The 22967-nt window shown below is 73.6% G+C and carries 18 protein-coding genes; 5 read left to right on the top strand and 13 right to left on the bottom strand.

The genetic code is table 11. The features are described 5' to 3' along the window. The 4 genes from LEP48_RS02940 to pdhA are packed head-to-tail and all read right to left on the bottom strand — an operon-like array spanning window position 1 to window position 5322. Complete coding sequence (locus tag LEP48_RS02940) at window positions 1–1656, bottom strand: carboxyl transferase domain-containing protein (RefSeq protein WP_225564058.1); 1656 nt, start codon at window positions 1654–1656, stop codon at window positions 1–3. Continuing rightward, entirely contained in the window at window positions 1653–3026 is a 1374-nt protein-coding gene (locus tag LEP48_RS02935; RefSeq protein ID WP_225564111.1) for a dihydrolipoamide acetyltransferase family protein, read from the bottom strand. The genes LEP48_RS02940 and LEP48_RS02935 overlap by 4 nt, the downstream gene beginning before the upstream one ends. Next, the gene (locus LEP48_RS02930; RefSeq protein ID WP_225564057.1) at window positions 3026–4075 is read right to left on the bottom strand and encodes an alpha-ketoacid dehydrogenase subunit beta; all 1050 of its coding nucleotides are present in this window, start codon (window positions 4073–4075) and stop codon (window positions 3026–3028) included. Before LEP48_RS02930 ends, LEP48_RS02935 begins: the two co-directional genes overlap by 1 nt. Next, window positions 4072–5322, bottom strand: a complete 1251-nt coding sequence (pdhA, locus tag LEP48_RS02925; protein WP_225564056.1) for a pyruvate dehydrogenase (acetyl-transferring) E1 component subunit alpha — start codon at window positions 5320–5322, stop codon at window positions 4072–4074. Before pdhA ends, LEP48_RS02930 begins: the two co-directional genes overlap by 4 nt. A 140-nt stretch (window positions 5323–5462) precedes the next feature. On the opposite strand from pdhA, the gene LEP48_RS02920 reads away from it, so the two are divergent. Further along, window positions 5463–5936, top strand: coding sequence for an Lrp/AsnC family transcriptional regulator (locus LEP48_RS02920; protein WP_225564055.1), 474 nt, complete (start codon window positions 5463–5465; stop codon window positions 5934–5936). A gap of 92 nt (window positions 5937–6028) precedes the next feature. Here the strand turns inward: LEP48_RS02920 and LEP48_RS02915 are convergent, their stop codons facing one another. The 4 genes from LEP48_RS02915 to LEP48_RS02900 form a co-directional block, all read right to left on the bottom strand. Continuing rightward, on the bottom strand, window positions 6029–6652 hold the full coding sequence (locus LEP48_RS02915) for a nucleoside/nucleotide kinase family protein (protein ID WP_225564054.1): 624 nt from the start codon (window positions 6650–6652) through the stop codon (window positions 6029–6031). Between the two features lie 107 nt (window positions 6653–6759). Further along, the gene (locus tag LEP48_RS02910; RefSeq protein WP_225564053.1) at window positions 6760–7635 is read right to left on the bottom strand and encodes a PfkB family carbohydrate kinase; all 876 of its coding nucleotides are present in this window, start codon (window positions 7633–7635) and stop codon (window positions 6760–6762) included. A 102-nt stretch (window positions 7636–7737) separates the two neighbouring features. Next, entirely contained in the window at window positions 7738–8799 is a 1062-nt protein-coding gene (gene mgrA, locus LEP48_RS02905; protein ID WP_225564052.1) for an L-glyceraldehyde 3-phosphate reductase, read from the bottom strand. A 57-nt stretch (window positions 8800–8856) separates the two neighbouring features. After that, a complete protein-coding gene (locus tag LEP48_RS02900) occupies window positions 8857–11148 on the bottom strand; it encodes an LLM class flavin-dependent oxidoreductase (protein ID WP_225564051.1) in 2292 nt (763 codons plus the stop codon). Between the two features lie 108 nt (window positions 11149–11256). On the opposite strand from LEP48_RS02900, the gene LEP48_RS02895 reads away from it, so the two are divergent. Continuing rightward, window positions 11257–11775 (top strand): MarR family winged helix-turn-helix transcriptional regulator, encoded by a 519-nt coding sequence (locus LEP48_RS02895; protein WP_225564050.1) that lies wholly within the window; start codon window positions 11257–11259, stop codon window positions 11773–11775. 149 nt (window positions 11776–11924) lie between these two features. On the opposite strand, the gene LEP48_RS02890 is transcribed toward LEP48_RS02895, so the two are convergent. The 3 genes from LEP48_RS02890 to LEP48_RS02880 form a co-directional block, all read right to left on the bottom strand. Beyond that, window positions 11925–13259, bottom strand: a complete 1335-nt coding sequence (locus tag LEP48_RS02890; protein WP_225564049.1) for an ABC transporter substrate-binding protein — start codon at window positions 13257–13259, stop codon at window positions 11925–11927. Window positions 13260–13333: 74 nt separating this feature from the next. After that, a complete protein-coding gene (locus tag LEP48_RS02885; protein WP_225564048.1) occupies window positions 13334–14275 on the bottom strand; it encodes a carbohydrate ABC transporter permease in 942 nt (313 codons plus the stop codon). Then, entirely contained in the window at window positions 14268–15191 is a 924-nt protein-coding gene (locus LEP48_RS02880) for a carbohydrate ABC transporter permease (RefSeq protein WP_225564047.1), read from the bottom strand. Before LEP48_RS02880 ends, LEP48_RS02885 begins: the two co-directional genes overlap by 8 nt. 304 nt (window positions 15192–15495) lie before the next feature. Here LEP48_RS02880 and LEP48_RS02875 point away from each other — a divergent pair, with 304 nt between their 5' ends. The 3 genes from LEP48_RS02875 (at window position 15496) to LEP48_RS02865 (ending at window position 20247) form a co-directional block, all read left to right on the top strand. Then, window positions 15496–17409 (top strand): DUF6807 family protein, encoded by a 1914-nt coding sequence (locus LEP48_RS02875; RefSeq protein WP_308009956.1) that lies wholly within the window; start codon window positions 15496–15498, stop codon window positions 17407–17409. Between the two features lie 76 nt (window positions 17410–17485). After that, window positions 17486–18667, top strand: coding sequence for a Gfo/Idh/MocA family protein (locus LEP48_RS02870; protein WP_225564045.1), 1182 nt, complete (start codon window positions 17486–17488; stop codon window positions 18665–18667). 131 nt (window positions 18668–18798) lie between these two features. After that, window positions 18799–20247, top strand: coding sequence for a pectate lyase family protein (locus tag LEP48_RS02865; protein ID WP_225564044.1), 1449 nt, complete (start codon window positions 18799–18801; stop codon window positions 20245–20247). Window positions 20248–20377: 130 nt separating this feature from the next. Here the strand turns inward: LEP48_RS02865 and LEP48_RS02860 are convergent, their stop codons facing one another. Together LEP48_RS02860 and LEP48_RS02855 are read right to left on the bottom strand one after the other, a co-directional pair. Further along, complete coding sequence (locus LEP48_RS02860) at window positions 20378–21751, bottom strand: Gfo/Idh/MocA family protein (RefSeq protein WP_225564043.1); 1374 nt, start codon at window positions 21749–21751, stop codon at window positions 20378–20380. A gap of 171 nt (window positions 21752–21922) precedes the next feature. Continuing rightward, window positions 21923–22948 (bottom strand): 3-oxoacyl-[acyl-carrier-protein] synthase III C-terminal domain-containing protein, encoded by a 1026-nt coding sequence (locus LEP48_RS02855; RefSeq protein WP_225564040.1) that lies wholly within the window; start codon window positions 22946–22948, stop codon window positions 21923–21925. Window positions 22949–22967: the final 19 nt, after the last annotated feature.

Raw genomic sequence — 22967 nt, 5'->3', positions numbered from 1 at the left:
TCACATCCGGAAGAGCCCGAAGCCGGGCTCGGTCGGGGCGGCGTGGCCGCCCGCGCGTAGCGGCGTGCGGGCGCACACCGACAGGGCAAGGCCGAGCACGCGGCGCGTGTCGAGCGGGTCGATGATGCCGTCGTCCCACAGCCGCGCCGTCGCGTGGTACGGGTCGCCGGCGGTCTCGTAGTCGTCGCGGATCGTGGTGCGGAACGCCTCCTCCTCGGCCGGGTCCCACTCCTCGCCGCGGCGGGCGAGCTGGTCGCGCTTGACGGTCGCGAGCACGGACGACGCCTGCGCGCCGCCCATCACGGAGATCCGCGAGCCGGGCCACGACCACAGGAACCTCGGCGAGTACGCCCGCCCGCACATGGCGTAGTTCCCGGCCCCGAACGAGCCACCCACGATGACGGTCAGCTTGGGCACCCGGGTCGTCGCGACGGCCGTGACCATCTTGGCGCCGTCCTTGGCGATGCCGCCGGCCTCGGCGTCGGTGCCGACCATGAAGCCCGAGATGTTCTGCAGGAACAGCAGCGGGATCCCCCGCTGGTCGCACAGCTCGACGAAGTGCGCGCCCTTGAGCGCGGACTCGCGGAACAGCACGCCGGCGTTCGCCAGGATGCCCACCGGGTGGCCGTGCAGGTGGGCGAACCCGGTCACGAGCGTCGTGCCGTACTCGGCCTTGAACTCGTGGAGCTCGCTGCCGTCCACGAGGCGGGCGATCACCTCGCGCGGGTCGTACAGCTGCTGCACGTCGACCGGTACAGCGGCGTACAACCCGCCCGGGTCGACGGCGGGCTCCCGAGCTGCCAGGACGTCCCACGCGGGCTCCGGGTCCTCCGGCAGTGTCGCGACGATGTCGCGCACGATGTCGAGCGCGTGCTCGTCGTCGTCGGCCAGGTGGTCGACGACGCCGGACCGGCGCGCGTGCAGCGCGCCGCCCCCCAGCTCCTCGGCGGTGACCTCCTCGCCGATGGCCGCCTTCACCAGCGGCGGGCCGCCGAGGAAGATCGTGCCCTGGTCCCGCACGATGACGGTCTCGTCGCTCATCGCCGGCACGTACGCCCCGCCCGCCGTGCAGGAGCCGAGCACCGCCGAGATCTGCGGGATCCGCTCGGCCGACAGCCGCGCCTGGTGGTAGAAGATGCGCCCGAAGTGGTCGCGGTCCGGGAACACCTCGTCCTGCTTGGGCAGGAACGCGCCCCCGGAGTCCACCAGGTACACGCAGGGGAGCCGGTTCTCCAGCGCGATCTCCTGCGCCCGCAGGTGCTTCTTCACCGTCAGGGGGTGGTAGGTGCCGCCCTTGACGGTCGCGTCGTTGGCGACGACCATCACCTGCCGCCCGCTGACCAGCCCGACGCCCGCGACGACGCCCGCCCCCGGCCACGCGCCGTCGGGCTGGCCCGCGCTCTCCGAACGGTCCACGCCGTAGGCGGCGAGCGGCGCGACCTCGAGGAACGGGCTGCCCTCGTCGAGCAGGCGCGCCACGCGGTCGCGGGGCAGCAGCTTGCCGCGCGCCGTGTGCTGCGCCCGCGCCCGCTCGGTGCCGCCGAGGGCCGCGACGGCGGTGCGCTCGCGCAGCTGGTCGGCCAGCCGGCGCTGGGCGGCGTCGTGCGCGGCCGCCGCGTCCGAGCGGTCGTCGACGGCGGTGGTCAGCAGCGTCATGCCCCGCCTCCCGTCGCGAGGGCCAGCGCCGGGTCGGCCAGCAGCGCGCCCAGGTCCGCGAGGAACCGCGCCCCCTGCTCGCCGTCCACCACGCGGTGGTCGAACGTCAGGCTCAGCGTGACGACCCGCCGCAGGGCCACCTCGCCGTCGTGCTCCCACGGCCGGCGCACGACCTGGCCGAGGCCGAGGATCGCCGACTCCCCCGGGTTGAGGATCGGCGTGCCCGCGTCGACGCCGAACACGCCGACGTTGGTGATGGTCAGCGTGCCCCCGGTGAGCCGTTCCGGTGCGGTGCGCCCGGCACGGGCCGTCTCCGTGAGCTCCGTGAGGGCGTGCGCGAGGTCCGGCAGGTCCAGGGTGTCCGCCGCCGGCACGTGCGGCACGACGAGCCCACGCTCGGTGGCGACCGCGATGCCCAGGTTCACGTGCGGGGCCCACACGATCTCCGCACCGCCGTCGGGCAGGTCCCGCCAGCGGCCCACGAGCTCCGGGTGTGCCGGGAGCAGCGCGCACACCGCGCGGCCGACCAGCGCCAGCACCGTGATCCGCTCCCCGCGCGCGACGCGGTGGTCGCGCAGGCGGGCGAGGAGCTCCATCGTGGCCGTCGCGTCGACGGTGAGGAACACCGTCGCCTGCGGGATCGCGGCGCTCGCGACCATCGCCGCCGCCGTGTGCTTGCGGACGCCGCGCACCGGGGTGCGGGTCTCGGTCCGTGCGGTGCCGCCGCCGGAGCCCGGCGTCGCGACGGCGGCCTCGACGTCGTCCCGGGTGACCCGCCCGTGCGGGCCGGTGCCGGTGACCGACGCGATGTCGATCCCCCGTGCCCGGGCGAGCGTGCGCACGACCGGCGTCGAGCGCGGGCGCTCCCCCTCGGCCGGGGGCGTGGCCTGCGCGGCCGGCGTCGCGGCCGGCTCGGCGTAGTGACGCGCACGACGGCGCGGGCGTCCGGAGCGTTCCGGGCGCGCCCCGTAGCCGACGAGGTTCGGCTGCGGCGCGTCGTCCTCGCCCTCGGCCGCCGGGGACTTGTCAGGTCCACGTGCAGGTTCCGATGGTCCTGAGCCTGACAGCTCGGGAGCTGCGGACTTGTCAGGGCCACGTGCAGGTCCCGACGCTCCTGGGCCTGACAGCTCGGGCAGGTCGAACGTGATGAGCGGCTCGCCGACCTCGACGACCTGCCCCTCCTCGGCGTGCAGCGCCTGCACCACCCCCGCGCACGGGGACGGCAGCTCGACGAGCGCCTTCGCCGTCTCCACCTCCGCGATCACCTGGTTGAGGGTGACGACGTCGCCCACCGCGACGCGCCACTCCACGACCTCCGACTCCGTCAGGCCCTCGCCCAGGTCGGGCAGCCGGAACTCTCGCGTGGCCATCACGCCCCCACTCCCGTCGTCGAACCCGTCGTCGAACCCGTCGTCGAACCCGCCGGCACCGCGACCCGGCCCAGCACGCGGTCGACGCCGTCGAGGATCCGGTCCAGGTCGGGCACCTGGTGCGACTCCAGCCGGGCGGGCGGGTAGGGCACGTCGTGCCCGGTCACCCGCACGGGCGCGGCCTCGAGGAACTCGAAGCAGCGCTCGGTGATGGTCGCGGCGATCTCCGCGCCGAGGCCCACGTGCCGCGGCCCCTCGTGCACGACGACGAGCCGGCCCGTGCGGCGGACCGACGCCTCGACCCGCGCGTGGTCGATCGGCGACAGCGAGCGCAGGTCGATGACCTCGACGGAGATGCCCTCGTCCGAGGCCGCGACCGCGGCGTCGAGCGCCGTCCCGACGAGCGACCCGAATGTCACGAGCGTGACGTCGTCACCGGGCGCGACGACGCGCGCCGCGTCCATCGGCTCGGCGAGCGTCAGGTCCACGTCCGGGTCGACCTCGCCCTTGAGGTGGTAGCGCCGCTTGGGCTCGAAGAACACGACCGGGTCGTCGCAGGCGATCGCCTGACGCAGCACGGTGGCGGCGTCCTGCGGGTTGGCGACCGACACGACACGCAGGCCCGCCGTGTGGGCGAAGTACGCCTCCGGCGACTCCGAGTGGTGCTCGGCGGCGCCGATGCCGCCCGCCACGGGGATGCGGATCGTCACCGGCAGCGTCACGGCACCCTCGGTGCGCTTGTGCATCTTGGCGAGCTGGCTGACGATCTGGTCGAACGCGACGTAGACGAACCCGTCGAACTGGATCTCCACCACCGGCCGGTAGCCGCGGTAGGCCAGACCGACCGCGGTGCCGAGGATGCCGGACTCCGCGAGCGGGGTGTCGACGACGCGCCGGGGCCCGAACTGCTCCTGCAGCCCGTCGGTGACGCGGTACACGCCACCGAGCCGGCCGATGTCCTCGCCGAGCAGCATCACGGTCGGGTCGTCGGCCATGGCGCGACGCAGCCCGGCGTTGAGCGCCTTGGCGAGGGTGAGCGTCTGGGTCATCGAGCACCTCCGTGCGTGCCGGCGTCGGCGGCGTCCGCGACCAGCGTCGCGAGGTAGGCGGCATAGGTGTCGCGCTCGGCGTCGAGCGCCGCGTGCGGGGTGGCGTAGACGTTCTCGAAGACCTGCAGCGCCGGCGGGTCCTCGGTGGCGATGCAGCCCGCGCGCAGCTCGGCCGCCACCGCGTCCGCCTCCTCGCGCACCCTGCGCTCCGCCTCGTCGTCGAGCGTGCCGCGCGTGCGCAGCCAGGCGCCGAACCGCTCGATCGGGTCACGGTCCGCCCAGGAGGCCACCTCCTCGGCGTCCCGGTAGCGGGTGGGGTCGTCGGCCGTGGTGTGCGGGCCCATCCGGTAGGTGACGGCCTCGATCAGCGTCGGGCCGCCGCCGGTGCGGGCCCGGTGCAGGGCCGCCCGCGTCACCGCGAGGACGGCGAGCACGTCGTTGCCGTCCACCTGGACGCCCGGCATGCCGAACCCGGCGGCCCGGTCGGCCAGCGCCACCGGCGACTGGAGACGCACGGGCTCCGAGATGGCCCACTGGTTGTTCTGGCAGAAGAAGATGACGGGCACCGACCAGGTCGCGGCGAACACGAGCGCCTCGCTCACGTCGCCCTGGCTGATGGCGCCGTCGCCGAAGTAGGTGACGACGGCGGCCGTGCCGTCGTCGCCGACGGAGCCCGGGTCGCGCTCGGCGTCGGCGAGCACCCCCAGCCCGTACCCGACGGCGTGCAGGGTCTGCGCGCCGATGATGACCTGCGGCGTCGCCATGCCCACCGTGTACGGGTCCCAGCCGGACGCCGTGACGCCGCGCCACACCGGCGTGAGCTGGGCGGGGGTGACGCCCCGCACCAGCGCGACGGCGTGCTCCCGGTAGCTCGAGAACACGAAGTCGTCGCCGCGCATCGCGCGGGCGGAGCCGACCTGGGCCGCCTCCTGCCCGAGCAGCGGGGGCCACAGCGCGAGCTCGCCCTGGCGCTGCAACGCCGTCGCCTCTGTGTCCAGGCGCCGGGCCGTGACCATGTCGGAGTACAGGCGCAACAGGGTCGCGTCGGCCTCGTCGGTGCCGGCGTCGACGTCGGTCAGCCAGCGGTCGAGCTCGGGGTCCGGGTGGCGCACGCCCTTGGCGTCCACCAGCCGCACCGCGGTGTCGGTCTGTTCCTGCGTCGTCTCGTTCGTGCTCGTCTCGCGCACCGTCGTGGCGCCTGCTTGTGGCAGGTCTTCCCGCGGCGCGTCGCCCATGGTGTCGGGCATCGTCGCCTCACCTCGCGTGGTTCGCCGGAGCTCGTCGTCGAGCCCGGATGCCGCGAACGTAACGCCGTTCACAGACCGTCACCACCACCGCGGGGATCGGTGAGCACAGTGCGCAGCCCAGCCCCGTTAGGCTGGTCGATGTGCGCAGCTACGACGCCGTGGACCTTCGTCTTCTGACGGCCCTGGCAGACGACCCCCGGGCGACGATCGCCGCTCTCGCCGAGCGCCTGCGCCTGTCGCGCAACACCGTGCACGCCCGGTTGGCCCGGCTGGAGGAGTCGGGCGCGTTCCTCGACTTCGACCGTCGCGTGAACCCGCAGTTCCTCGGCCACCCCCTGACGGCGTTCCTCGAGGTGGAGGTGCGCCAGAAGGAGCTCGGCCGGATCGTCGAGGCGCTCAAGGGCGTCCCGGAGGTGGTGCAGGCCTTCGGTCGCAGCGGGACGGCGGACCTGCGGGTGCAGGTGGTGTGCCGCGACACCGACCACCTGTTCCGCATCGACGCCGCCATCCTCGCCATCGACGGCGTCGAACGCACCGAGACGTCGCTGTCCATGGGCGAGCTCATCCCCTACCGCATCCGCCCCCTCGTCGAGCAGGCCCGCCAGGCGCTGTGACCCCCGCTCATCCCGGGGCGTAGATCGTCGCGCTCAGGCTTCCCGTCGTGAACCGCTCGACGACGTCGCGTCATCGTGACGTCATCGTCGCGTCATCGACCCGCCCAGCGCACGACGACGTCGGCCGCACCGCGCGTCGCCTCGATCAGCGCGGCGTTCGCCTGGTCCGGGCCACGCGCCCAGCGGCGGGCGTCGGCGCGGCTCTTGCCGAACGCGTGGTGCCGCTCCTCCAGCCGGGCGAGGCGGACGCCGTCCGGCACGTCCAGGAACCAGACCTCCGCCATGCGGGCCCGCGCCGCGGGCCAGGCGCCCGTCGCGGCGAGCAGGTAGTTCCCCTCGGTGATCACGAGCGGCACGTCGGCGCGGACCTCGACCCCGGCGGCGACAGGCTCCTCGATCTCGCGCCGGAACTCCGGCGCGTAGACCGGCGGGTCGCCGGGGCGGGCGTCCGCGAGCCGGGCGACGAGCGCCGCGTAGCCGGCGTCGTCGAACGTGTCGATCGCCCCCTTGCGCTCCCGGCGGCCGTGCCGCGCCAGGACCGCGTCCGACAGGTGGAACCCGTCCATGCCGACGACGACGGCGAGGTCTGGCCCGAGCGCGTCGGCGAGCGTCGTCGCGAGCGTGGACTTGCCCGCGCCGGGCGCCCCGACGATCCCGAGGACGCGCCGCTCACCTCCACCGGCGAGCGCCCGCGCCCGCGCGACCAGCTCCTCCACGCTGTCAGGCCCAGGCCCCTCCGAACGTGCACGTCGTCCTGACAACTCACGACCTCCCGGAGTTGTCAGGCCCAGGCCCCTCGGAACATGCACGTCGTCCTGACAACTCAGGAACCTTCGCCGAGGTGAGCCAGCCACGAGCGCGGGCCCACGTGCGCGACCCGCAGGCTGGCGACGGCGGCCGCGTCCGTGCAGGCGTCGGGCAGCGAGGCGCCCGTCGCGAGCGACGCCGCGAGCGCGCCGTGAAAGGCGTCGCCCGCACCGAGCGTGTCCACGGCCGCCACCTGGGGCACCGCCACGGTCCCGGAGCGGTCGTCGACGAACCACTCCACCGGGTCCGGGCCGTGCGTCACGACCACCCCGCGCGCGCCGAGGGCGAGCGCCCCTGCCGCCGGGTCGTCGTGGCCGGGCACGGTGAACACCCCGGACAGCGCCGCCACGTCGGCCACGGGCAGGAGCTCGGCGAACAGCGGCCGCCACCGGCCGGCGTCGAGCACCACGAGGGGGCGCCGGCCCGACGCCGCGAGGTGGGCGAGGACCGCGCGGGCGACCTCGGGCCGGTGCCCGTCGAACAGCACGACGTCGGGGGCGGGCAGGGCGTCGAGCGCGCCGGCCGCGGGGGCGGGCGCGACCGCGAGCGCCGCGTCGGCGGAGACCACCGAACGCTCCGCCGTCGCGTCGTCGACGAGCACCGCGGACACCGCCAGCGGGAAGTCCTCGCCCGCGGGGACGACGTCGAGGACGCGCACGCCGTGCGCCGCCAGGTCCGCGCGTGCGGCGGTGGCGACGGGCCCGCCGCCCAGCGCGCTGACCAGCACGGCCTCGGCCCCGAGCGCGGCCGCGACCACGGCGGCGTTCGCCGCCGGACCGCCCGCCGCGACGTCCTGGCGCGTGGCCGTGACCTTCTCGTCCGGGCCCGGCCGGCCGGTCGCCCGGTGCACGACGTCGAGCGTGGTCAGCCCGACGCTCCAGCAGACGGCCATCAGCTCTCCCTCCTGCCTGCTGTGAGCGGGCGTTCGGCCCACCTGCGACCCGGTTCGAGGGCCACATGCCCGCTCACAGCGTCTCTGTCGGGTTCATGCCGGTCAGCGGCCGGTGCCGTCCACGGCGTGCGGCTCGATGGCGGCGATCTCCTCGTCGGTGAGCGGGCCGGCCGCGAGAGCGGCGACGTTGTCCTCGAGCTGCGCCACGCTGGAGGCCCCGATCAGCGCGGAGGTGACGCGCGGGTCGCGCAGCACCCAGGCGAGGGCGAGCTGGGCGAGGCTCTGGCCGCGCGCGGCGGCGATGTCGTTCAGGGCCCGCGCCCGCTCCAGGTACGGCCCGGAGAGGTTCGACGACGACAGGAACGGCGAGTCGCTGCGCGCGGCGCGCGAGCCCTCCGGCGCCGACCCGCCGAGGTACCGACCGGTGAGCAGCCCCTGCGCCAGCGGGGAGAAGACGATCGTGCCGACGCCCAGGTCCTCCACGGCGTCGAGCAGCGACTCGGACTGGTGGCCGTCGTACGGGTCCTCGCGGTCGGCGATCTCGACGTGCCGGTTGAACATCGAGTAGCTGGGCTGGTGGATCAGCAGGGGGACGCCGAGGTCGTCGAGGATGCGGGCGGCCTCGCGGGTGCGCGACGGCGCGTAGTTCGACACCCCGACGTACAGGGCCTTGCCCTGCTGGACGGCGGACGCGAGCGCGCCCATCGTCTCTTCGAGCGGCGTGGAGGGGTCCGGGCGGTGGTGGTAGAAGACGTCGACGTGGTCGAGCCCCATGCGGGTCAACGACTGGTCGAGCGAGCCCAGCAGGTACTTGCGCGACCCGTGGTCGCCGTACGGGCCGGGCCACATGTCGTAGCCGGCCTTGGTGGAGATCACGAGCTCGTCGCGGTACGGGGCCAGGTCCTTCGCCAGGTGGCGGCCGAAGTTCTCTTCCGCGGAGCCGTACGGCGGGCCGTAGTTGTTGGCCAGGTCGAAGTGCGTGACCCCCAGGTCGAACGCCCGGCGCAGGATGGCGCGCTGCGTGTCGAGCGGGTTCACGTCACCGAAGTTGTGCCACAGGCCCAGCGACAGGGCGGGCAGGTCCAGGCCGGAACGGCCGGCGCGGCGGTAGGTCATCGACTCGTAGCGGGCGTCGTCGGCCAGGTACCGAGGTGCGAGAGGCATGACGCCATCCTGCCCCACGCCGTGGTGCGACGGGCGGCAGGCATCGGGACGGGACGGTCAGGCGGCGGGCGGCACCGGGAAGTTCGCCCGGAAGACGTTGTCCGGGTCCCAGGCGCGCTTGACCTGCCGCAGCCGGGTGAGCGTGGGCTCCGGGAACGCGTCGACGAGCCGCTCGGGGCGGGTGTCGGTGTCGAACGACAGGTACAGCCCGTCGACGTGCGGCGCCATCGTCGCCTCCCAGGCGGCGTCGAGCCGGGACTGGTCGGACGCCATCGCCGACAGCAGGAAGTTCTGGTGCCGGTGCGCGTACGCCGTCGCGCCCTCCTCGACGTCGTTGCCCGCCCCGCCGGTAGCGCGGATCTGCAGGAAGTACGCCTCCCGGGACAGCGCGAGCTTCTCGAACGCCCGGGCGGTCGCGGTGCCGAGGTGCTCCACCAGCCCCGAGCGGACCGCGGGGTCGCCGCCGCCCCGGTGCTGCTTGTCCCCCGCCTGCACGACGCCCGAGTAGGGCAGCAGGTACGCCTGGTGGCCGAGCAGCGGCCCCGCGGCGGCGAGCAGCTCGAGCTGCTCGACGGCGGCGTCGGTGTCGTCGCCGGCGAAGACCGTCATGAGCTGGGCGACCGGTCCCTGGTCGTCGCTGCCGTCGGCGAGCCGTCCCCGCCGCCCGGGCGACAGGATGAGGAAGCTCGTGAGCTCGCGCGGCGCGGACTCCACGACGTGCCCCCAGCGCTCGAGCAGCCCGGCCACGTCCGTGGCGTCCAGGGTCATCTGCGAGAACACGACGTTCCCCAGCTCCATCGCCTCGATCTCGAGCCACGTGACGACGCCCAGGTTGCCGCCCGCCCCGCGCAGCCCCCAGAACAGGTCCGGGTTCTCGTCGGACGACGCACGGACCACGCGTCCGTCCGCGGTGACGACCTCCGCCGCCACGACATGGTCGATGGTGAGCCCGTAGGCGCGCCCCAAGAACCCCACGCCCCCGGCGGTGGCGAGCCCGCCCACGCCGACGCCGCCGTAGTCGCCCGAGCTGATGGCCCAGCCCCGCGGCGCGAGCGCCTCCGCCACGCGGCCCCACGTCGCGCCCGCCCCGAGCCGCACGCGACGGGTGGCCTCGTCGACCACCTCGATCTGGTCGAGCGCCCCGAGGTCGACGACGATGCCGCCGTCGTTGGTGGACCGGCCGCTGATGCCGTGCCCGCCGGAGCGCACGCCGAGCGGGACGTCCTGCGAGCGGGCGAACCGCACGGCGTCGGCCACCTGCGCGGCGTCGCGCGGGCGCAGCACCAGGCCGGGCGCACCGGAGCGCAGGTAGTTGTGCCGGACGGCGTCGTAGGCGCGGTCCCCGGGCTCGACGGCGGTCGGCGCCAGCGACGCGGGGATGCCGGCGTAGTCGATGCCGGGACGGCGCAGCGCGATCGCGCGCTCACCGCGTCGCGTCGCGGCCGGGGCCGTGCCCGCGGCCGCCCGCTCGCGGGTCACGAGCTCGCGCACGGCGGGCGCGATCTCCTCGCCGAAGGTCTGGATGAGCTGCGGGTCGTCGGTGGCGAGGACGAGGGTGCCGATCCCGTCCTGCAGGGCCAGGCCGGAGAGCTCCTCGACCCACTGCTCGACCGGCCCCTGGAGGAACCCTCGCCAGGACGGTGCGAGCGCCCCGTTGACGTTGAGCAGGCGCCGGATCTCGGCGGGGTGCCGCCCTGCCTCCTCGGCCGCCTCGTCGATGACGGCGTTGCCGCGCGCGAGGTCGCCGTCCTTCATGTAGCCGAGCGACGGGAGCCAGCCGTCCGCCTTGGCCGCGACGAGGCGCAGCATCCGCGGCTTGTACGCGCCGAGCCAGACGGGCACGTCGTGCGCGGGCTCGGGTCCGCGCTTGGCGCCCACGACCTGGTGGTACCGCCCTTCGACGCGCAGCGCCCGGCGCTCGCCGGAGTCCCAGATGCCGCGGATGACGTCGAGCGCCTCGTCGAGCGCCTCGACCGACTCGCCGGGCGTACGACGGGTGCCGCCCATCGCGACGATCGGGTCCCAGAACCCGCCCGCTCCGAGGCCGAGCGCGGCCCGACCGCCCGAGAGCAGGTCGAGCGACGCGACGGCACGCGCCAGCACGGCCGGGGGGCGCAGCGGCAGGTTGAGCACGTTGCCCGCCACGGTGACCCGCTCGGTCCGGGCGGCGACCCACGACAGCAGCGTCCAGGTGTCCAGGAACGACGGCTGGTACGGGTGGTCCTGGAACGTCACGAGGTCCAGGCCGGCGTCCTCGGTGACCTGGGCGAGGCGCACCGGCACCTGCGGGTCGGCGTTGGTGGGCGTGATGAACGTGCCGAAGTGCAGGTCGTGGCCGTAGTCCGTCATGCGTGGCCTTTCACGGGGGTGGGCGGCTCCGGAAGGAGATCGTCTGTCGCACAGACGATATCAGCCGCAACTCTTCTTACGCACAGCACATTCCCCTAGGATGGCCGGGTGACCACCAGCAGCGCGCCCACCGCCTCCGCCGAGGTCGACCCGTCCCCCCTGGGCTGGTCGCTCGCCGCGCTGCTGCGCGAGTGGAGCGCGCGCGTGGCCGCCGCCTGCGCCGACGTGCCGCACGGCGGGCGCGGCTACGAGGTGCTGGCCGCCGTGGCCCGCGACGCGCCGCCCACCCAGGCGGCCCTCGCCGCGCGGCTCGGCATCGACCGCACGGTCATGACCTACCTGCTCGACGAGCTCGTCGGCTGCGGGCTCGTCGAACGCCGGGCCGACCCTGCCGATCGTCGCGCGCGCCGCATCGTGGCGACCGACCACGGCCGCGCCGTCCTCACCGACCTCGACGGCCGGGTGCGCACGGCGGAGGACGCGCTGCTCGCCGGACTCGCCCCCGCCGACCGCGACGTGCTGCGCCACCTGCTGGAGCGCGCCGCGACGAGCGCCGCCCCGGGCGACGACCGCTGCGCCGTCGTCGCCCGAGCCGTCGACCCCCGCGCCGTCGACCCGGCCCCCTGACCACCGGCACGCGCCACGGCCGGCACCACGTGCGCCGCCCCCACCACCGCGACGCCGCGGTGGTGGGGGCGGGCACCGTCATCGAGAACGGGACCTGTCGCACCATCGGCCCGATGGTGCGACAGGTCCCGTCCGCGCGGGAACCGCGGTCAGCCGGCGGTGGCCGCCTCCACCTCGGAGATGAACGCCTTCGCGGCCTCCTGCGGGGTCGAGTCCCCGAAGAGCACCTCGGTGTTGATGCGCGTGATGATGTCCTGGACGTCGCCCGAACCGTTCGGCGGCACCGGCGGCGAGTCCACGATCTCGTCCTCGAGGTCGGCCATGAACTCCGCCATCCGCTGGTCGGCGTCGGCCAGGTCACCCAGGATGGACTCACGCACCGTGAGGTTCGACGGCAGCCCCCGGTCGGTGAGCATGATCGCCGCGGCCTCCGGGTCGTTCAGCAGGAAGTCCACGAACTTCGCCGACTCCTCCGGGTGCTCCGTGGTGGCCGAGACCGAGTAGTACATGGCGGGCTTGAAGTACATGCCCGTGCGGTCGAACTGGGACTCGCCCGGCATGCGGAGGAGCTCCAGCTCCCGGCCCGACGACTCGCTCAGCGCACCGAGCTGGTTGGTCCACCACACGCCCATGGCGCCCTTGTTGGTGCCGAGCAGCGAGCCCTCCGGGCCCGCGTTCTGGATCTCCACCGTCCGCGAGGCGTCCGGCTGGCCGTCGTTCGCCATGAGGTCGAGCGAGAGCTGGAAGAACGCCGCGACCGTCTCCTCCGAGACACCCAGGGTGCCGTCCGCGTTGTAGAGCGTCTCGCCCTTCTGGCGCGCCATCACGGACAGGCCGGCCTCGTTGAAGCCGTAGTCCTGCGTGCCCCAGACGCCGTCACCGGCGCCCTTGGAGACCTCGCCAGCGACCTTGACGTAGTCCTCCCACGTCCAGGCCGTGTCGTCCGGCACCTCGACACCGGCGTCGGCGAAGACCTGCGGGTCGGCGACGAGCGAATACGCGTTGACGCCCGTCGCGATCCCGTAGAGCTTGTCGTCGATCGTGCCCGTGGCCAGGATCTCGTCGGAGATCTCGGCCGTGTCGATGTCGAGCTGCGACATGTCGGCGATCACGCCACGGGTGGCGTAGTCGGAGATGAAGCGCTCCTCCTGCGTCATGACGTCCGGGGTGTCGCCGCCGGCCACCGTGGTGGCGAGCTTGTCCCAGTACCCGCCCCAGTCGGTGTAGTCCGGCGTCACGGTGATGCCGGGGTTCTTCTCCTCGAACAGGTCGATGAGCTCTTGCGTGCTCTTGTGCCGGTCGTCCGAACCCCACCAGGCGAAGCGGATGTTGACGTCGTCGCCGTCGCCGCCGTCGCCCTCGGGCATCGCCCCCGAGTCCCCCGAGCAGGCGGACAGGGCGAGCGCACCGCTCGCCGTGAGCGCGACCAGCGCGACGCTGCGCCTCGAGCGCCGGGCAGTACGCCGGTTGGATGTGACTCGCATGGTTCTCCTTCGTGTGCGCGTGTGAAACGTCGTCGTTCAACGGCGCCGGCCCCGGGCGGGGCGCGGGTGGAGCTCTACTTGATCCCCGTCGTGGCGATCCCCTTGACGAGGTACTTCTGGCCGAACAGGAAGACGAGGAAGACCGGGATCAGGGACACGATGGACATCGCGAACAGGGGTCCCCACGAGCTGTTGCTCGTCGCGTCGACGAACGTGCGCAGCGCGAGCGGCACCGTGTACATGTCGGGTCGGGTCAGGAAGATCAGCTGGCTGAAGAAGTCGTTCCAGGTCCAGATGAACGTGAAGATCGCGGTGGTCGCGAGCGCCGGCAGGGACAGCGGCAGCATGATCTGCAGGAAGATCCGGCCGTGGCCGCAGCCGTCGAGGCGGGCGGCCTCGTCCAGCTCCTTGGGGATGCCGCGGAAGAACTGGACCATGAGGAACACGAAGAACGCGTCGGTGGCCAGGAGCTTCGGCACGATCAGCGGCAGGAACGTGTTGATCCACTCGAGGGACGAGAACAGGATGTACTGCGGCACGATGATCACGTGGATCGGCAGCATGATCGACATGAGCATGACGGCGAACCAGATGCCACGGCCACGGAACTTGAGCCGCGCGAACGCGTAGGCCGCCATCGAGCACGAGACCAGGTTGCCGAGCACGCACCCGAGCACGACCAGCGCCGAGTTCATCAGGTAGTGGCCGAACGGGTGCAGCAGCGCGTTCCAGCCGTCGGTGTAGTTGCCGAGGTCCAGCTCGGTGGGGATCAGGCCCGGCTCACGGAAGATCAGGTCCGTCGGCTTGAACGAGCTCGCCAGCATCCACAGCAGCGGGTACAGCATGATCAGGCCGAACGCGATGAGCGCCACGTGCCGGGCGACCCGGCGCAGGCTCGGGCCCAGACGCCGGCGGCGTCGCGGGCTGTCGGGGTAGGACGCCGCCACCTCGGAGAGCGTGGCCGGACCGCGGTGGGCGTCGGGACGCGGCGCGGGCCGCACGGGAGCGTCAGTCATCGTAGAAGACCCAGAACTTGGAGGCGAGGAAGTTCACCGCGGTCATGCCCGCGATGATGAGGAGCAGGAACCAGGCCATCGCCGACGCGTAGCCCATCTGGTACGAGCCGAAGCCCTTCTCGTACAGGTAGAGCGTGTAGAAGAGCGTCGAGTCGACGGGGCCGCCGGTGCCGCCCGAGACGATGAACGCCTGGGTGAAGGTCTGGAACGCCCCGATGAGCTGCAGGACCAGGTTGAAGAACACGATCGGCGTCAGCAGCGGCAGCGTGATGTTGCGGAACTGGCGCCAGCGCCCGGCGCCGTCGATGGACGCGGCCTCGTAGTACATGGCCGGGATCTGGCGCAGCCCCGCCAGGAAGATGACCATCGGGGCGCCGAAGGTCCACACGTTCAGGACCATGAGGGTGCCGAGCGCGTAGTCCGGGTGGGACACCCAGCCGTAGCCCTCGACGCCGAAGAACGCGAGCACCTGGTTCACGAGGCCGTCGGCGCCGAACACCTGCCGCCAGAGGATGGCGATCGCGACGCTGCCGCCGAGCAGCGACGGCAGGTAGTACACGGACCGGTAGAACGCGAGGCCCCGCAGGCCCTTGTCGAGCACCATCGCCAGCGCGAGGGCTGCGGCGAGCTGCAGGGGCACCGAGATGAACACGTACAGGAACGTGACCTTGAGCGCCTGGTAGAAGCGCGGGTCGGAGAACATCGCCGTGTAGTTCTCGACCCCGACCCAGTTCGGCGCCGCGAGCAGGCTGTAGTCGGTGAACGACAGATAGAGCGACGCGAGGAGCGGGAACGCCGTGATCAGCACGAGCCCTGCGAACCAGGGCGCGAGGAACACCGCTGCTGCCTTGCCGTCTCCCTTGCGCCGCTCACGCCCGATGGAGCGGGCGCGCGCGACCTCCTGGATCACGGCCATGAGCGCACCTCCCGGTGCGTCGTCGCGGTAGGCGTCATCGCCTGCCTCCCTGATCGTCCTCGACCATTACCAACCAGCTGCCAGTGCGAGCGCGGTGGCCGGCAAGGCCGGCACCCCGGCCTGAAACCGGTTGCTCGTTGGGGACGCTACCAGATGAGCAACCGGTTTCCAATGGTGTACGGTCAGAAAGTGCGGCGCACCGACGCGCCGCCGAACGGCGCACCGCGGACGACGGGCGCGCCCACGAAGGAGGGCTGTGATGGCCGGGCTCAACGTACGGCGTCCTGCCGTGACCATCGCGGACGTGGCTTCCGCCGCAGGCGTCTCGCGCGCCACCGTGTCCCGCGTCATGAACGGACGCAGCACCGTCGACCCGGCGATCACCGCGCGCGTCCAGGAAGCCGCGATCGAGCTCAACTACCGGCCCAGCAACATCGCGCGGAGCCTGTCGATCGGCCGCACCACGACGGTGGCTCTCGTGGTCCCCGACCTCGCGAACCCCGTCTTCCAGCAGATCCTGCGCGGGGTGAGTACGGCGGCCGCGACCGACGGCTACCGCGTCCTCGTCGCGGACTCCGCCGAGGACCCGTCGCAGGAGGCCTCGATCGCCCGCGACGCGCGTCAGCGCTGCGACGCGCTGCTCCTCGTCTCGCCCCGCATGCCCACCGCGGAGCTGGACGCGCTGTTGCTCGACGTCGAGCCCGCCGTCGTCATCAACCGGGAGATCGCGCACCCGTCCATCCCGAGCCTCGTGGTCGACTACGCCGATGCGACGGTGCAGCTCGTGGAGCACCTCGCCGGGCTCGGGCACCGCCGCCTGGCCTACCTGGGCGGGCCGCGGCTCGCCGCGACCGACGCCGCCCGCCGGCAAGGGATCGCCCTCGTGCGAGAGCGCCGCCCCGAGCTCGAGATCGTGGAGCTCGACACCGGTGCCGACCTGGCCGCCGGGCACGCGGCCGCCGACGCCGTCCTCGCCAGCCGCGTCACCGGCGTCGTCGCGTTCAACGACCTGGTCGCGTTCGGCCTCCTCGCCGCGCTCAACGAGCTCGGCGTGGCCGTCCCCAAGGACATCTCGGTGGCGGGCTACGACGACATCGACCTCGCCCGGTACGCCACGCCCGGCCTCACGACGGCCGCCGTGCCCCAGGACGAGCTCGGCAAGCACGCGTGGCGCGAGCTGCACGCCGTGATCGACGACGAGTCCCACCCGGCCACGACCACCCGGTTCAGCGCGCGCCTCGAGGTTCGCACGAGCACCGGCACGGTGCCGCAGCAGATCGCCCGTGCCCAGGTCACCGAGGCCGGGCCGACACCGGACGGCGCGACGGAGGAGGCGGTGGAGCAGGTGCCGACCTGGGCCGCGGAGGGCGACGCCATGGTGCTGCACCGCTCACGGGACCGCGTCGCACTCGCCCGGTACGAGAACGGGTCCCGCCTCCCGACGATCCACTCGCCGCGTCCCTACCTGCACCCTGTGCACTCGCTGGCCGGGGTGCCGCTCACCGACGCCGGCCCCGTGGACCACCGCCACCACTACGGCGTCGGGGTCGCCGTGCCCGACGTGAACGGGACCAGCCACTGGGGCGGGCGCACCTACGTCGCCGACGTGGGACCCACCCTGCTGCCCAACCACGGGCGCCAGGTGAGCACCGGGGTCTCGGTCGACCCGCTGGCCCCGCACCTGCTCGTCGACAGCCTCGAATGGCGCGACGAGCACGGTGAGCCGCAGCTCGACGAGCGCCGGCGCATCGGCGCGCGGCTGCTCGACGACGGCTGGGTGCTGGAGTGGCGCACCACGCTGCACGCCACCGGCGGCCCGCTCGAGATCCGGTCCCCGGCGACCAACGGCCGCCCGGGCGCAGCCTACGGCGGCGTGTTCTGGCGCCTGCCGAAGGCGGAGCGCACCACCGTGCTGTCCGCGGGCGGCCCCGGCGAGGAGCACGCGCACGGCAGCACGTCGCCGTGGGTCGCGTTCGTGCAGCTCCACCGCGACCGGGACGGCGACCGCGAGACGACGACGCTCCTCACCCAGACCTCGCCGGCGCGGCACTGGTTCCTTCGGGCCGCGGAGTACCCCGGCGCCTGCCCGGCCCTGGTGTGGGACACCCCGCTGCTCGTGCCCGCGGGCGGCACCGTCGAGACGGGCGTCGTGGCCGCGCTCCTCGACCGCGCCCTCGACCAGGACGAGGCCGCGGAGCTGGCGACCGGGCTGCGCTGAGCAGTCCGGAGCCCACCCGGAGCACGCACCGACGCTCCTCGACCACGGAACCACCCGAGACCTCGACAGGACGGCGATGACCACGACCACCTCGACCTGGATCGACGACAGCGACAGGAAAGCGCTCCCCCGGATCGCCGTCGTCGGCGTGCACAGCCACGGCGCCTCGCACGTGCGACGCGTGCTCGAGCTCCAGCGCACGAGCCGCGCGGTGCTGGCCGCCGTCGTCGACCCGCACGAGCCCGGGCCCGAGCACGAGGCCCACGCGGCCGGGACACCCTGGTTCCCCACCCTCGGCGACCTGATCTCGGCGCCGGGCGCCCCCGTCGACGTCGTCGTGCTCAGCACCCCCATCCCCACGCACCTGCCCCTGGCGCGCGCCGCCATGGAGGCCGGCATGGACGTGCTGCTGGAGAAGCCGACCACCGCGTCCCTCGCCGAGCACACCGAGCTGGTCGCCGTCGCGGAGCGCACCGGCCGGCGCTGCCAGGTCGGCTTCCAGACTTTCGGGTCCCAGGCGCTGCCCGCCGCGGCCGACCTCGTCGCCCGCGGCGAGATCGGCGAGGTCACCGGGATCGGCGCGGTCGGCGCCTGGGTCCGCACGGCGTCCTACTGGGCCCGCGCACCCTGGGCCGGGCGGCGGCGCCTGGACGGGCGCGACGTCGTCGACGGCGTCGTCACCAACCCGCTCGCCCACGCCGTGGCGACCGCGCTGCGCCTCGGCGGGGCGACGCGCGCCGAGGACGTCGCCTGGGTCGACACCGACCTGTACCGCGCGAACCCGATCGAGTCGGACGACACGTCGTCCGTCCGCGTGGCAGGCGCCGACGGACGGCGGTACGGCTTCGGCCTCACGCTGTGCGCGGCGGAGCGCACCCCCGCCCGCGTGCTCATGCTCGGCACCGCCGGCGAGCTCGTGCTCGAGTACGAGCACGACCGGCTCCTGCTGCGCACCGACCGCGTGAGCATCGACAAGACCTACGGCCGCACCCCGCTGCTGGAGGACCTGCTCGCCGCCCGCACCGCGCCCGCCGAGCGGCCGCTCCTGTGCGACGTGCGCGACACCGGCGCGTTCATGCGGGTGCTGGAAGCCGTGCGCACCGGCCCTGACCCCCGGCCCGTCGGCGACGAGCACGTCACCTGGGCCGGCGACGCCGGCGACCGGCACCCCGTGGTCACCGACGTCGCGCGCTGGTGCGAGGACGTCGCCCGCACCCAGCGCACCTTCACCGAGCTGGGGGCGCCCTGGACGGTGTGACCCTCCCCTGGCCCTCCCGCCCGGCGCAGCGTCGCGCCCGTCGGGACGCAGTACCGCACCACCGATCGGGCACGCCCGATCGAGGAGCACCGGATCGAGAACTACGGATCGATACAAAGGAGTTTCGCATCATGCGCACCGCTGCACGCACCACCGCGGGGCTGGCCGTCGCCGCCCTGCTGCTGGGGACGGGGGCCGGCGCGGCCGGCGCCCACGGCCGCCCGCACCACCCGCACCCCACCCCCGCCGACCTCGGCCGGCAGGTCATCAGCCCCGGCGCGAACGGGTGGGCCTCCGTGGCCACCACCACGGCACCCGAGGGGCGGACCCGCGACGCCGCGCCCGTGACGGGCGGCGCCGCGGCCTCCGGCGACGAGGTCTACGTCGTCGACACCTGGGCCGGGCTGCGCGACGCCCTCGGCGGGGAACCCGGGTCCGACGAGAACGACGGGCGGGGCGACGAGACCCCGCGGATCGTCTATGTCCGCGGCACGATCGACGCCTTCGCCGGCCCGGACGGCGAGCGGCTCGAGTGCCAGGACTTCGCCGACCAGGTGCAGGTGGCGCCCGGCGGCGAGCCGTTCACCATGGCGGACTACGTCGCGGCCTACGACCCCGCCGTCTGGGGCAGCACCGACGAGCCGGAAGGCCCGCTCGAGGACGCCCGCGGGGCCGCCGCCGGCGTCCAGGCCGCCCAGACCCAGGTGCACGTCGGGTCCAACGTGACCATCGTCGGGGTGGGCGACGACGCCGGCATCGTCGGGGCGAACCTGCGCATCCGTGACTCGCACAACGTCATCGTGCGCAACCTGACCCTGTCCGACGGGTACGACTGCTTCCCCCAGTGGGACCCCACCGACGGCGACGCGGGGAACTGGAACTCCGCCTACGACAACCTGTCCGTGTGGACGTCCACGAGCGTGTGGGTCGACCACGTGACGTTCGACGACGGCGACCACCCGGCGTCGTCCCTGCCCACCGTGTTCGGCCGCCCGTTCGAGGTCCACGACGGCCTGCTCGACGTCACCCACGGCAGCGACCTGGTGACCGTGTCGTACAACCGCTTCGAGTCGCACGACAAGACGATGATCATCGGATCCTCCGACTCGCGCACCCAGGACCGTGGCCAGCACCGGGTGACGATCCACCACAACCACTGGCAGGACATCGGCCAGCGGGCTCCGCGCGTGCGGTTCGGCGACGTGCACGTCTACAACAACTCGTACGAGCAGTCCACGGGCGAGGGCTTCTTCTACCTCTGGGGCGCGGGCAAGGAGTCGAGCATCGTCGCCGAGAACAACGCGATCCGCCTCGCCCGCGGGGTGGACGCCGGGCAGGTCGTCGGCGCGTACGGCGGCACGATGCTGCACGAGACCGGCACGCTCGTGAACTGGCGGCGCACCGACGTCGTGGCGGCGTTCAACGCGACCGCGCAGGCACCGCTGGCCGACGACGCCCGCTGGGCGCCGTCCGACCACTACCGCTACCGGCTGCTGCCCACGCGGGCCGTGGACGCCGTCGTCGAGGCGAAGGCCGGCGCGGGCGAGATCCGCTCCGCCCTCCCCCGCGCCCTGCGCTGACCGCGAGATAGAGAGGGCTCCCCGCCCAGATAGAGAAGGCTCCCCGCCCAGATAGAGAGGACTCCGGTGGGCTCTCTATCTCGGCGGGGAGCCCTCTCTATCTCGGCGGAGGGGGTTCTCTATCTCGGCGTCAGAGGTCGACGCCGAGACCCAGGTCGGCGAGGCGCACCGGGTCACCCGTCTCCAGCGACCGGTTGCCGGCATACCCGACGCCCGACGCGCGCAGCCCGTCGACGAAGCCAGCGGCACGGCCCAGGGGGTCGGCATCCGTCCGGCCGCGGAACACGTCACTGAGCAGCAGCGCGTCGCCGCCGCCGTGCCCGCCGGGGCCGACCTCGACGATCGGGCGCTCCTCGGCCCGCTCCCAGTGCTTCTGCACGACGAGCCGCTCGCCGTGGGGCCGCACCGTGTCCTCGCCGAACGTCTCGGTGAAGCTCGGGTCGAGCACCGCCTTGCCACCGCCGAACACCACGGAGCCGCGCTCGACGACCTCCAGCTCGGCCCGGCCGCGCGAGCCGTTGACCACTACGCGGTACCCCTCCCACGGGGCACTCGCCGTCAGGGAGTAGGTGAGCACCGGTCCGCCGCGGTACTCGACCACCAGGCCGAGGGTGTCCTCGGTGGTGATGCCGGCGTCGAAGACGCTGCGGTCGCGGCGGTACCCGTCGTGGGCCTGCGCCTCGGGGCCGTAGAGCTCGGCCAGGTAGGGGTCGGCGTCGACGTCGAGCGTCCAGGGGTCGACACCCTGCTCGTTCAGCGCCCGCTCGCCCGCGGTCGGCTCGTAGCCGCGCGCGTGCGCCGCGTCGTCGCCGTAGAAACGGCGCCCACCGGTGGCGAACACCCGCTCGGGGACGGCGTCGATCCACCAGTTGACCAGGTCGAAGTGGTGGCTCGACTTGTGCACCAGCAGGCCGCCGTTGTTGACCTTCTCCCGGTGCCAGCGGCGGAAGTAGTCGGCGCCGTGCACGGTGTCCAGGGCCCAGTCGAAGTGCACGCTGAGCACCTCGCCGATCTCCCCGGAGGCGATCACCTCGCGCAGCGCCGAGTTCCGCGGCGAGTACCGGTAGTTGAACGTCATGGTGAGGTCGCGGCCGGTCTCGGTGACGGCGTCGGCGATCTGGCGCGACTCCGCTGCCGTGGCGGCGATGGGCTTCTCGACGACGACGTCCGCGCCCGCACGTAGCGCTCGGGACACGAGGTCGGCGTGCGTGTTGTCGACGGAGGTGACGACGACCCGGTCGACGCGCTGCTCGTCGAGAGCCTTCTCGAGGTCGTCCGGGTGGTAGAGCGGGCGCTCGCCGCCGACGGCGGCCGCGACCTTGGCCTCGTGCACCGCGGCCCGCACGGGGTTCGGCTCGACCCAGGCCACGATCTCGCCGTCGTCGGCGTGGTCCCCGATCAGCGCGGAGACGTACATTCCGGCACGGTGGCCGGTGCCGACGACGGCGTAGCGCAGGCGGGCGGACCCGGTCTCGGCGGACGGGGACGGGTTGACGGAGGGCATCGTCGATCTCCAGAACTGGTGGGGAAGCGGTTTCCAGCGCAGCCTACCCGACCACCCCCCGCCGAGACGGGTACCCGCGGGGCGGGAGCGTTCCGGAACGCGTCCGGCCTCTCGGGCGCGAGAGAACCCGTCGTCAGGGCATCGAGCCCACCCGACCGGTAGTGCGCAGGACTACCTCGAGGGCGTGAGGACCACCTGGCCGGCCCAGGCGAAACCGCCGCCGAACCCGAAGAGCAGAGCCGGGGTCTCGGCGGGGATCTTGCCGGCGTGCCACCACTTGGACAGGCCCAGCGGGATGGAGGCGGCCGAGGTGTTGCCGGACTCGGTGATGTCCGTGACGACGACGCGGTCCTCCAGGCCGAGGCTCTTGGCCAGCGGCTCGATGATCCGCAGGTTCGCCTGGTGCGCCACCAGCACGCCGATGTCGTCCAGCGTGAGGCCGGACGCGTCGACGATGCTGCGGGCCCGGTCCGCCGCACGGGTGATGGCCCACTTGAACACGGCACGCCCGTCCTGGACGAACGTGCCCGCGGGCGCCTCGATCCGCACGGCCGGCGTGAGCTCGGGCTCCGAGCCCCACACCACCGGGCCGACCGCGGGCGAGTCGGTGGCCTGGAGCACCGCGGCGCCGGCACCGTCGGCGGTGAGGATGCAGGTGCTGCGGTCGCTCCAGTCCGTCACGGACGTGAGCTTCTCCGACCCGATGACGACGGCGGTGCGAGCCGAGCCGGCGCGGATCGCCTGGTCGGCCAGCCCGACGGCGTAGGCGAAGCCCGAGCAGGCCGTGTTGACGTCGATGACGGCCGGCCCGACGACGTTGCGCAGGTCGGGCTCCTCCTCGCCCTCGGGCGTGCTCGCCCCGGGCTGGACGCCGGTGCGCAGCGCGTACGCGACGCGCCCGGCCGTGTTCGGCGACCGGTCCACCGCCGTCGCCGTCGCGACGACCACGAGGTCGACGTCCGTGCCCGCGACCCCCGCGTCCGCGAGCGCGTGCTGCGCGGCCGACGTCGCCATCTCCGCGACCGTGACGTCGTCCGCCGCGACGTGCCGGGTGACGATGCCGGTGCGTGATCGGATCCACTCGTCGTTCGTCTCGACGAGCTTCGCGATGTCGTCGTTCGTGAGGGCCTTCGCCGGCTGGTGGTGCCCGAGGCCCACGATGCGGGAGCCGGCGGCGCCGGCGGGGAGCTGGAACATGGGTCGATCATTCCCCTCG

Origin of the sequence: Isoptericola luteus, assembly GCF_020297055.1 — a bacterium.
GTDB classification, from domain to species: domain Bacteria; phylum Actinomycetota; class Actinomycetes; order Actinomycetales; family Cellulomonadaceae; genus Isoptericola; species Isoptericola luteus.
This window is presented reverse-complemented; position numbering and strand designations above follow the sequence as displayed.

What these genes read in the sequence shown, in the direction of transcription:
- LEP48_RS02860 (WP_225564043.1), bottom strand. Translation starts at nt 21,751, where the DNA reads ATGCCCTCCGTCAACCCGTCCCCGTCCGCCGAGACCGGGTCCGCCCGC.
- LEP48_RS02865 (WP_225564044.1), top strand. Translation starts at nt 18,799, where the DNA reads ATGCGCACCGCTGCACGCACCACCGCGGGGCTGGCCGTCGCCGCCCTG.
- LEP48_RS02870 (WP_225564045.1), top strand. Translation starts at nt 17,486, where the DNA reads ATGACCACGACCACCTCGACCTGGATCGACGACAGCGACAGGAAAGCG.
- pdhA (WP_225564056.1), bottom strand. Translation starts at nt 5,322, where the DNA reads ATGCCCGACACCATGGGCGACGCGCCGCGGGAAGACCTGCCACAAGCA.
- LEP48_RS02855 (WP_225564040.1), bottom strand. Translation starts at nt 22,948, where the DNA reads ATGTTCCAGCTCCCCGCCGGCGCCGCCGGCTCCCGCATCGTGGGCCTC.
- LEP48_RS02900 (WP_225564051.1), bottom strand. Translation starts at nt 11,148, where the DNA reads ATGACGGACTACGGCCACGACCTGCACTTCGGCACGTTCATCACGCCC.
- LEP48_RS02940 (WP_225564058.1), bottom strand. Translation starts at nt 1,656, where the DNA reads ATGACGCTGCTGACCACCGCCGTCGACGACCGCTCGGACGCGGCGGCC.
- mgrA (WP_225564052.1), bottom strand. Translation starts at nt 8,799, where the DNA reads ATGCCTCTCGCACCTCGGTACCTGGCCGACGACGCCCGCTACGAGTCG.
- LEP48_RS02930 (WP_225564057.1), bottom strand. Translation starts at nt 4,075, where the DNA reads ATGACCCAGACGCTCACCCTCGCCAAGGCGCTCAACGCCGGGCTGCGT.
- LEP48_RS02890 (WP_225564049.1), bottom strand. Translation starts at nt 13,259, where the DNA reads ATGCGAGTCACATCCAACCGGCGTACTGCCCGGCGCTCGAGGCGCAGC.
- LEP48_RS02910 (WP_225564053.1), bottom strand. Translation starts at nt 7,635, where the DNA reads ATGGCCGTCTGCTGGAGCGTCGGGCTGACCACGCTCGACGTCGTGCAC.
- LEP48_RS02935 (WP_225564111.1), bottom strand. Translation starts at nt 3,026, where the DNA reads ATGGCCACGCGAGAGTTCCGGCTGCCCGACCTGGGCGAGGGCCTGACG.
- LEP48_RS02885 (WP_225564048.1), bottom strand. Translation starts at nt 14,275, where the DNA reads ATGACTGACGCTCCCGTGCGGCCCGCGCCGCGTCCCGACGCCCACCGC.
- LEP48_RS02880 (WP_225564047.1), bottom strand. Translation starts at nt 15,191, where the DNA reads ATGGCCGTGATCCAGGAGGTCGCGCGCGCCCGCTCCATCGGGCGTGAG.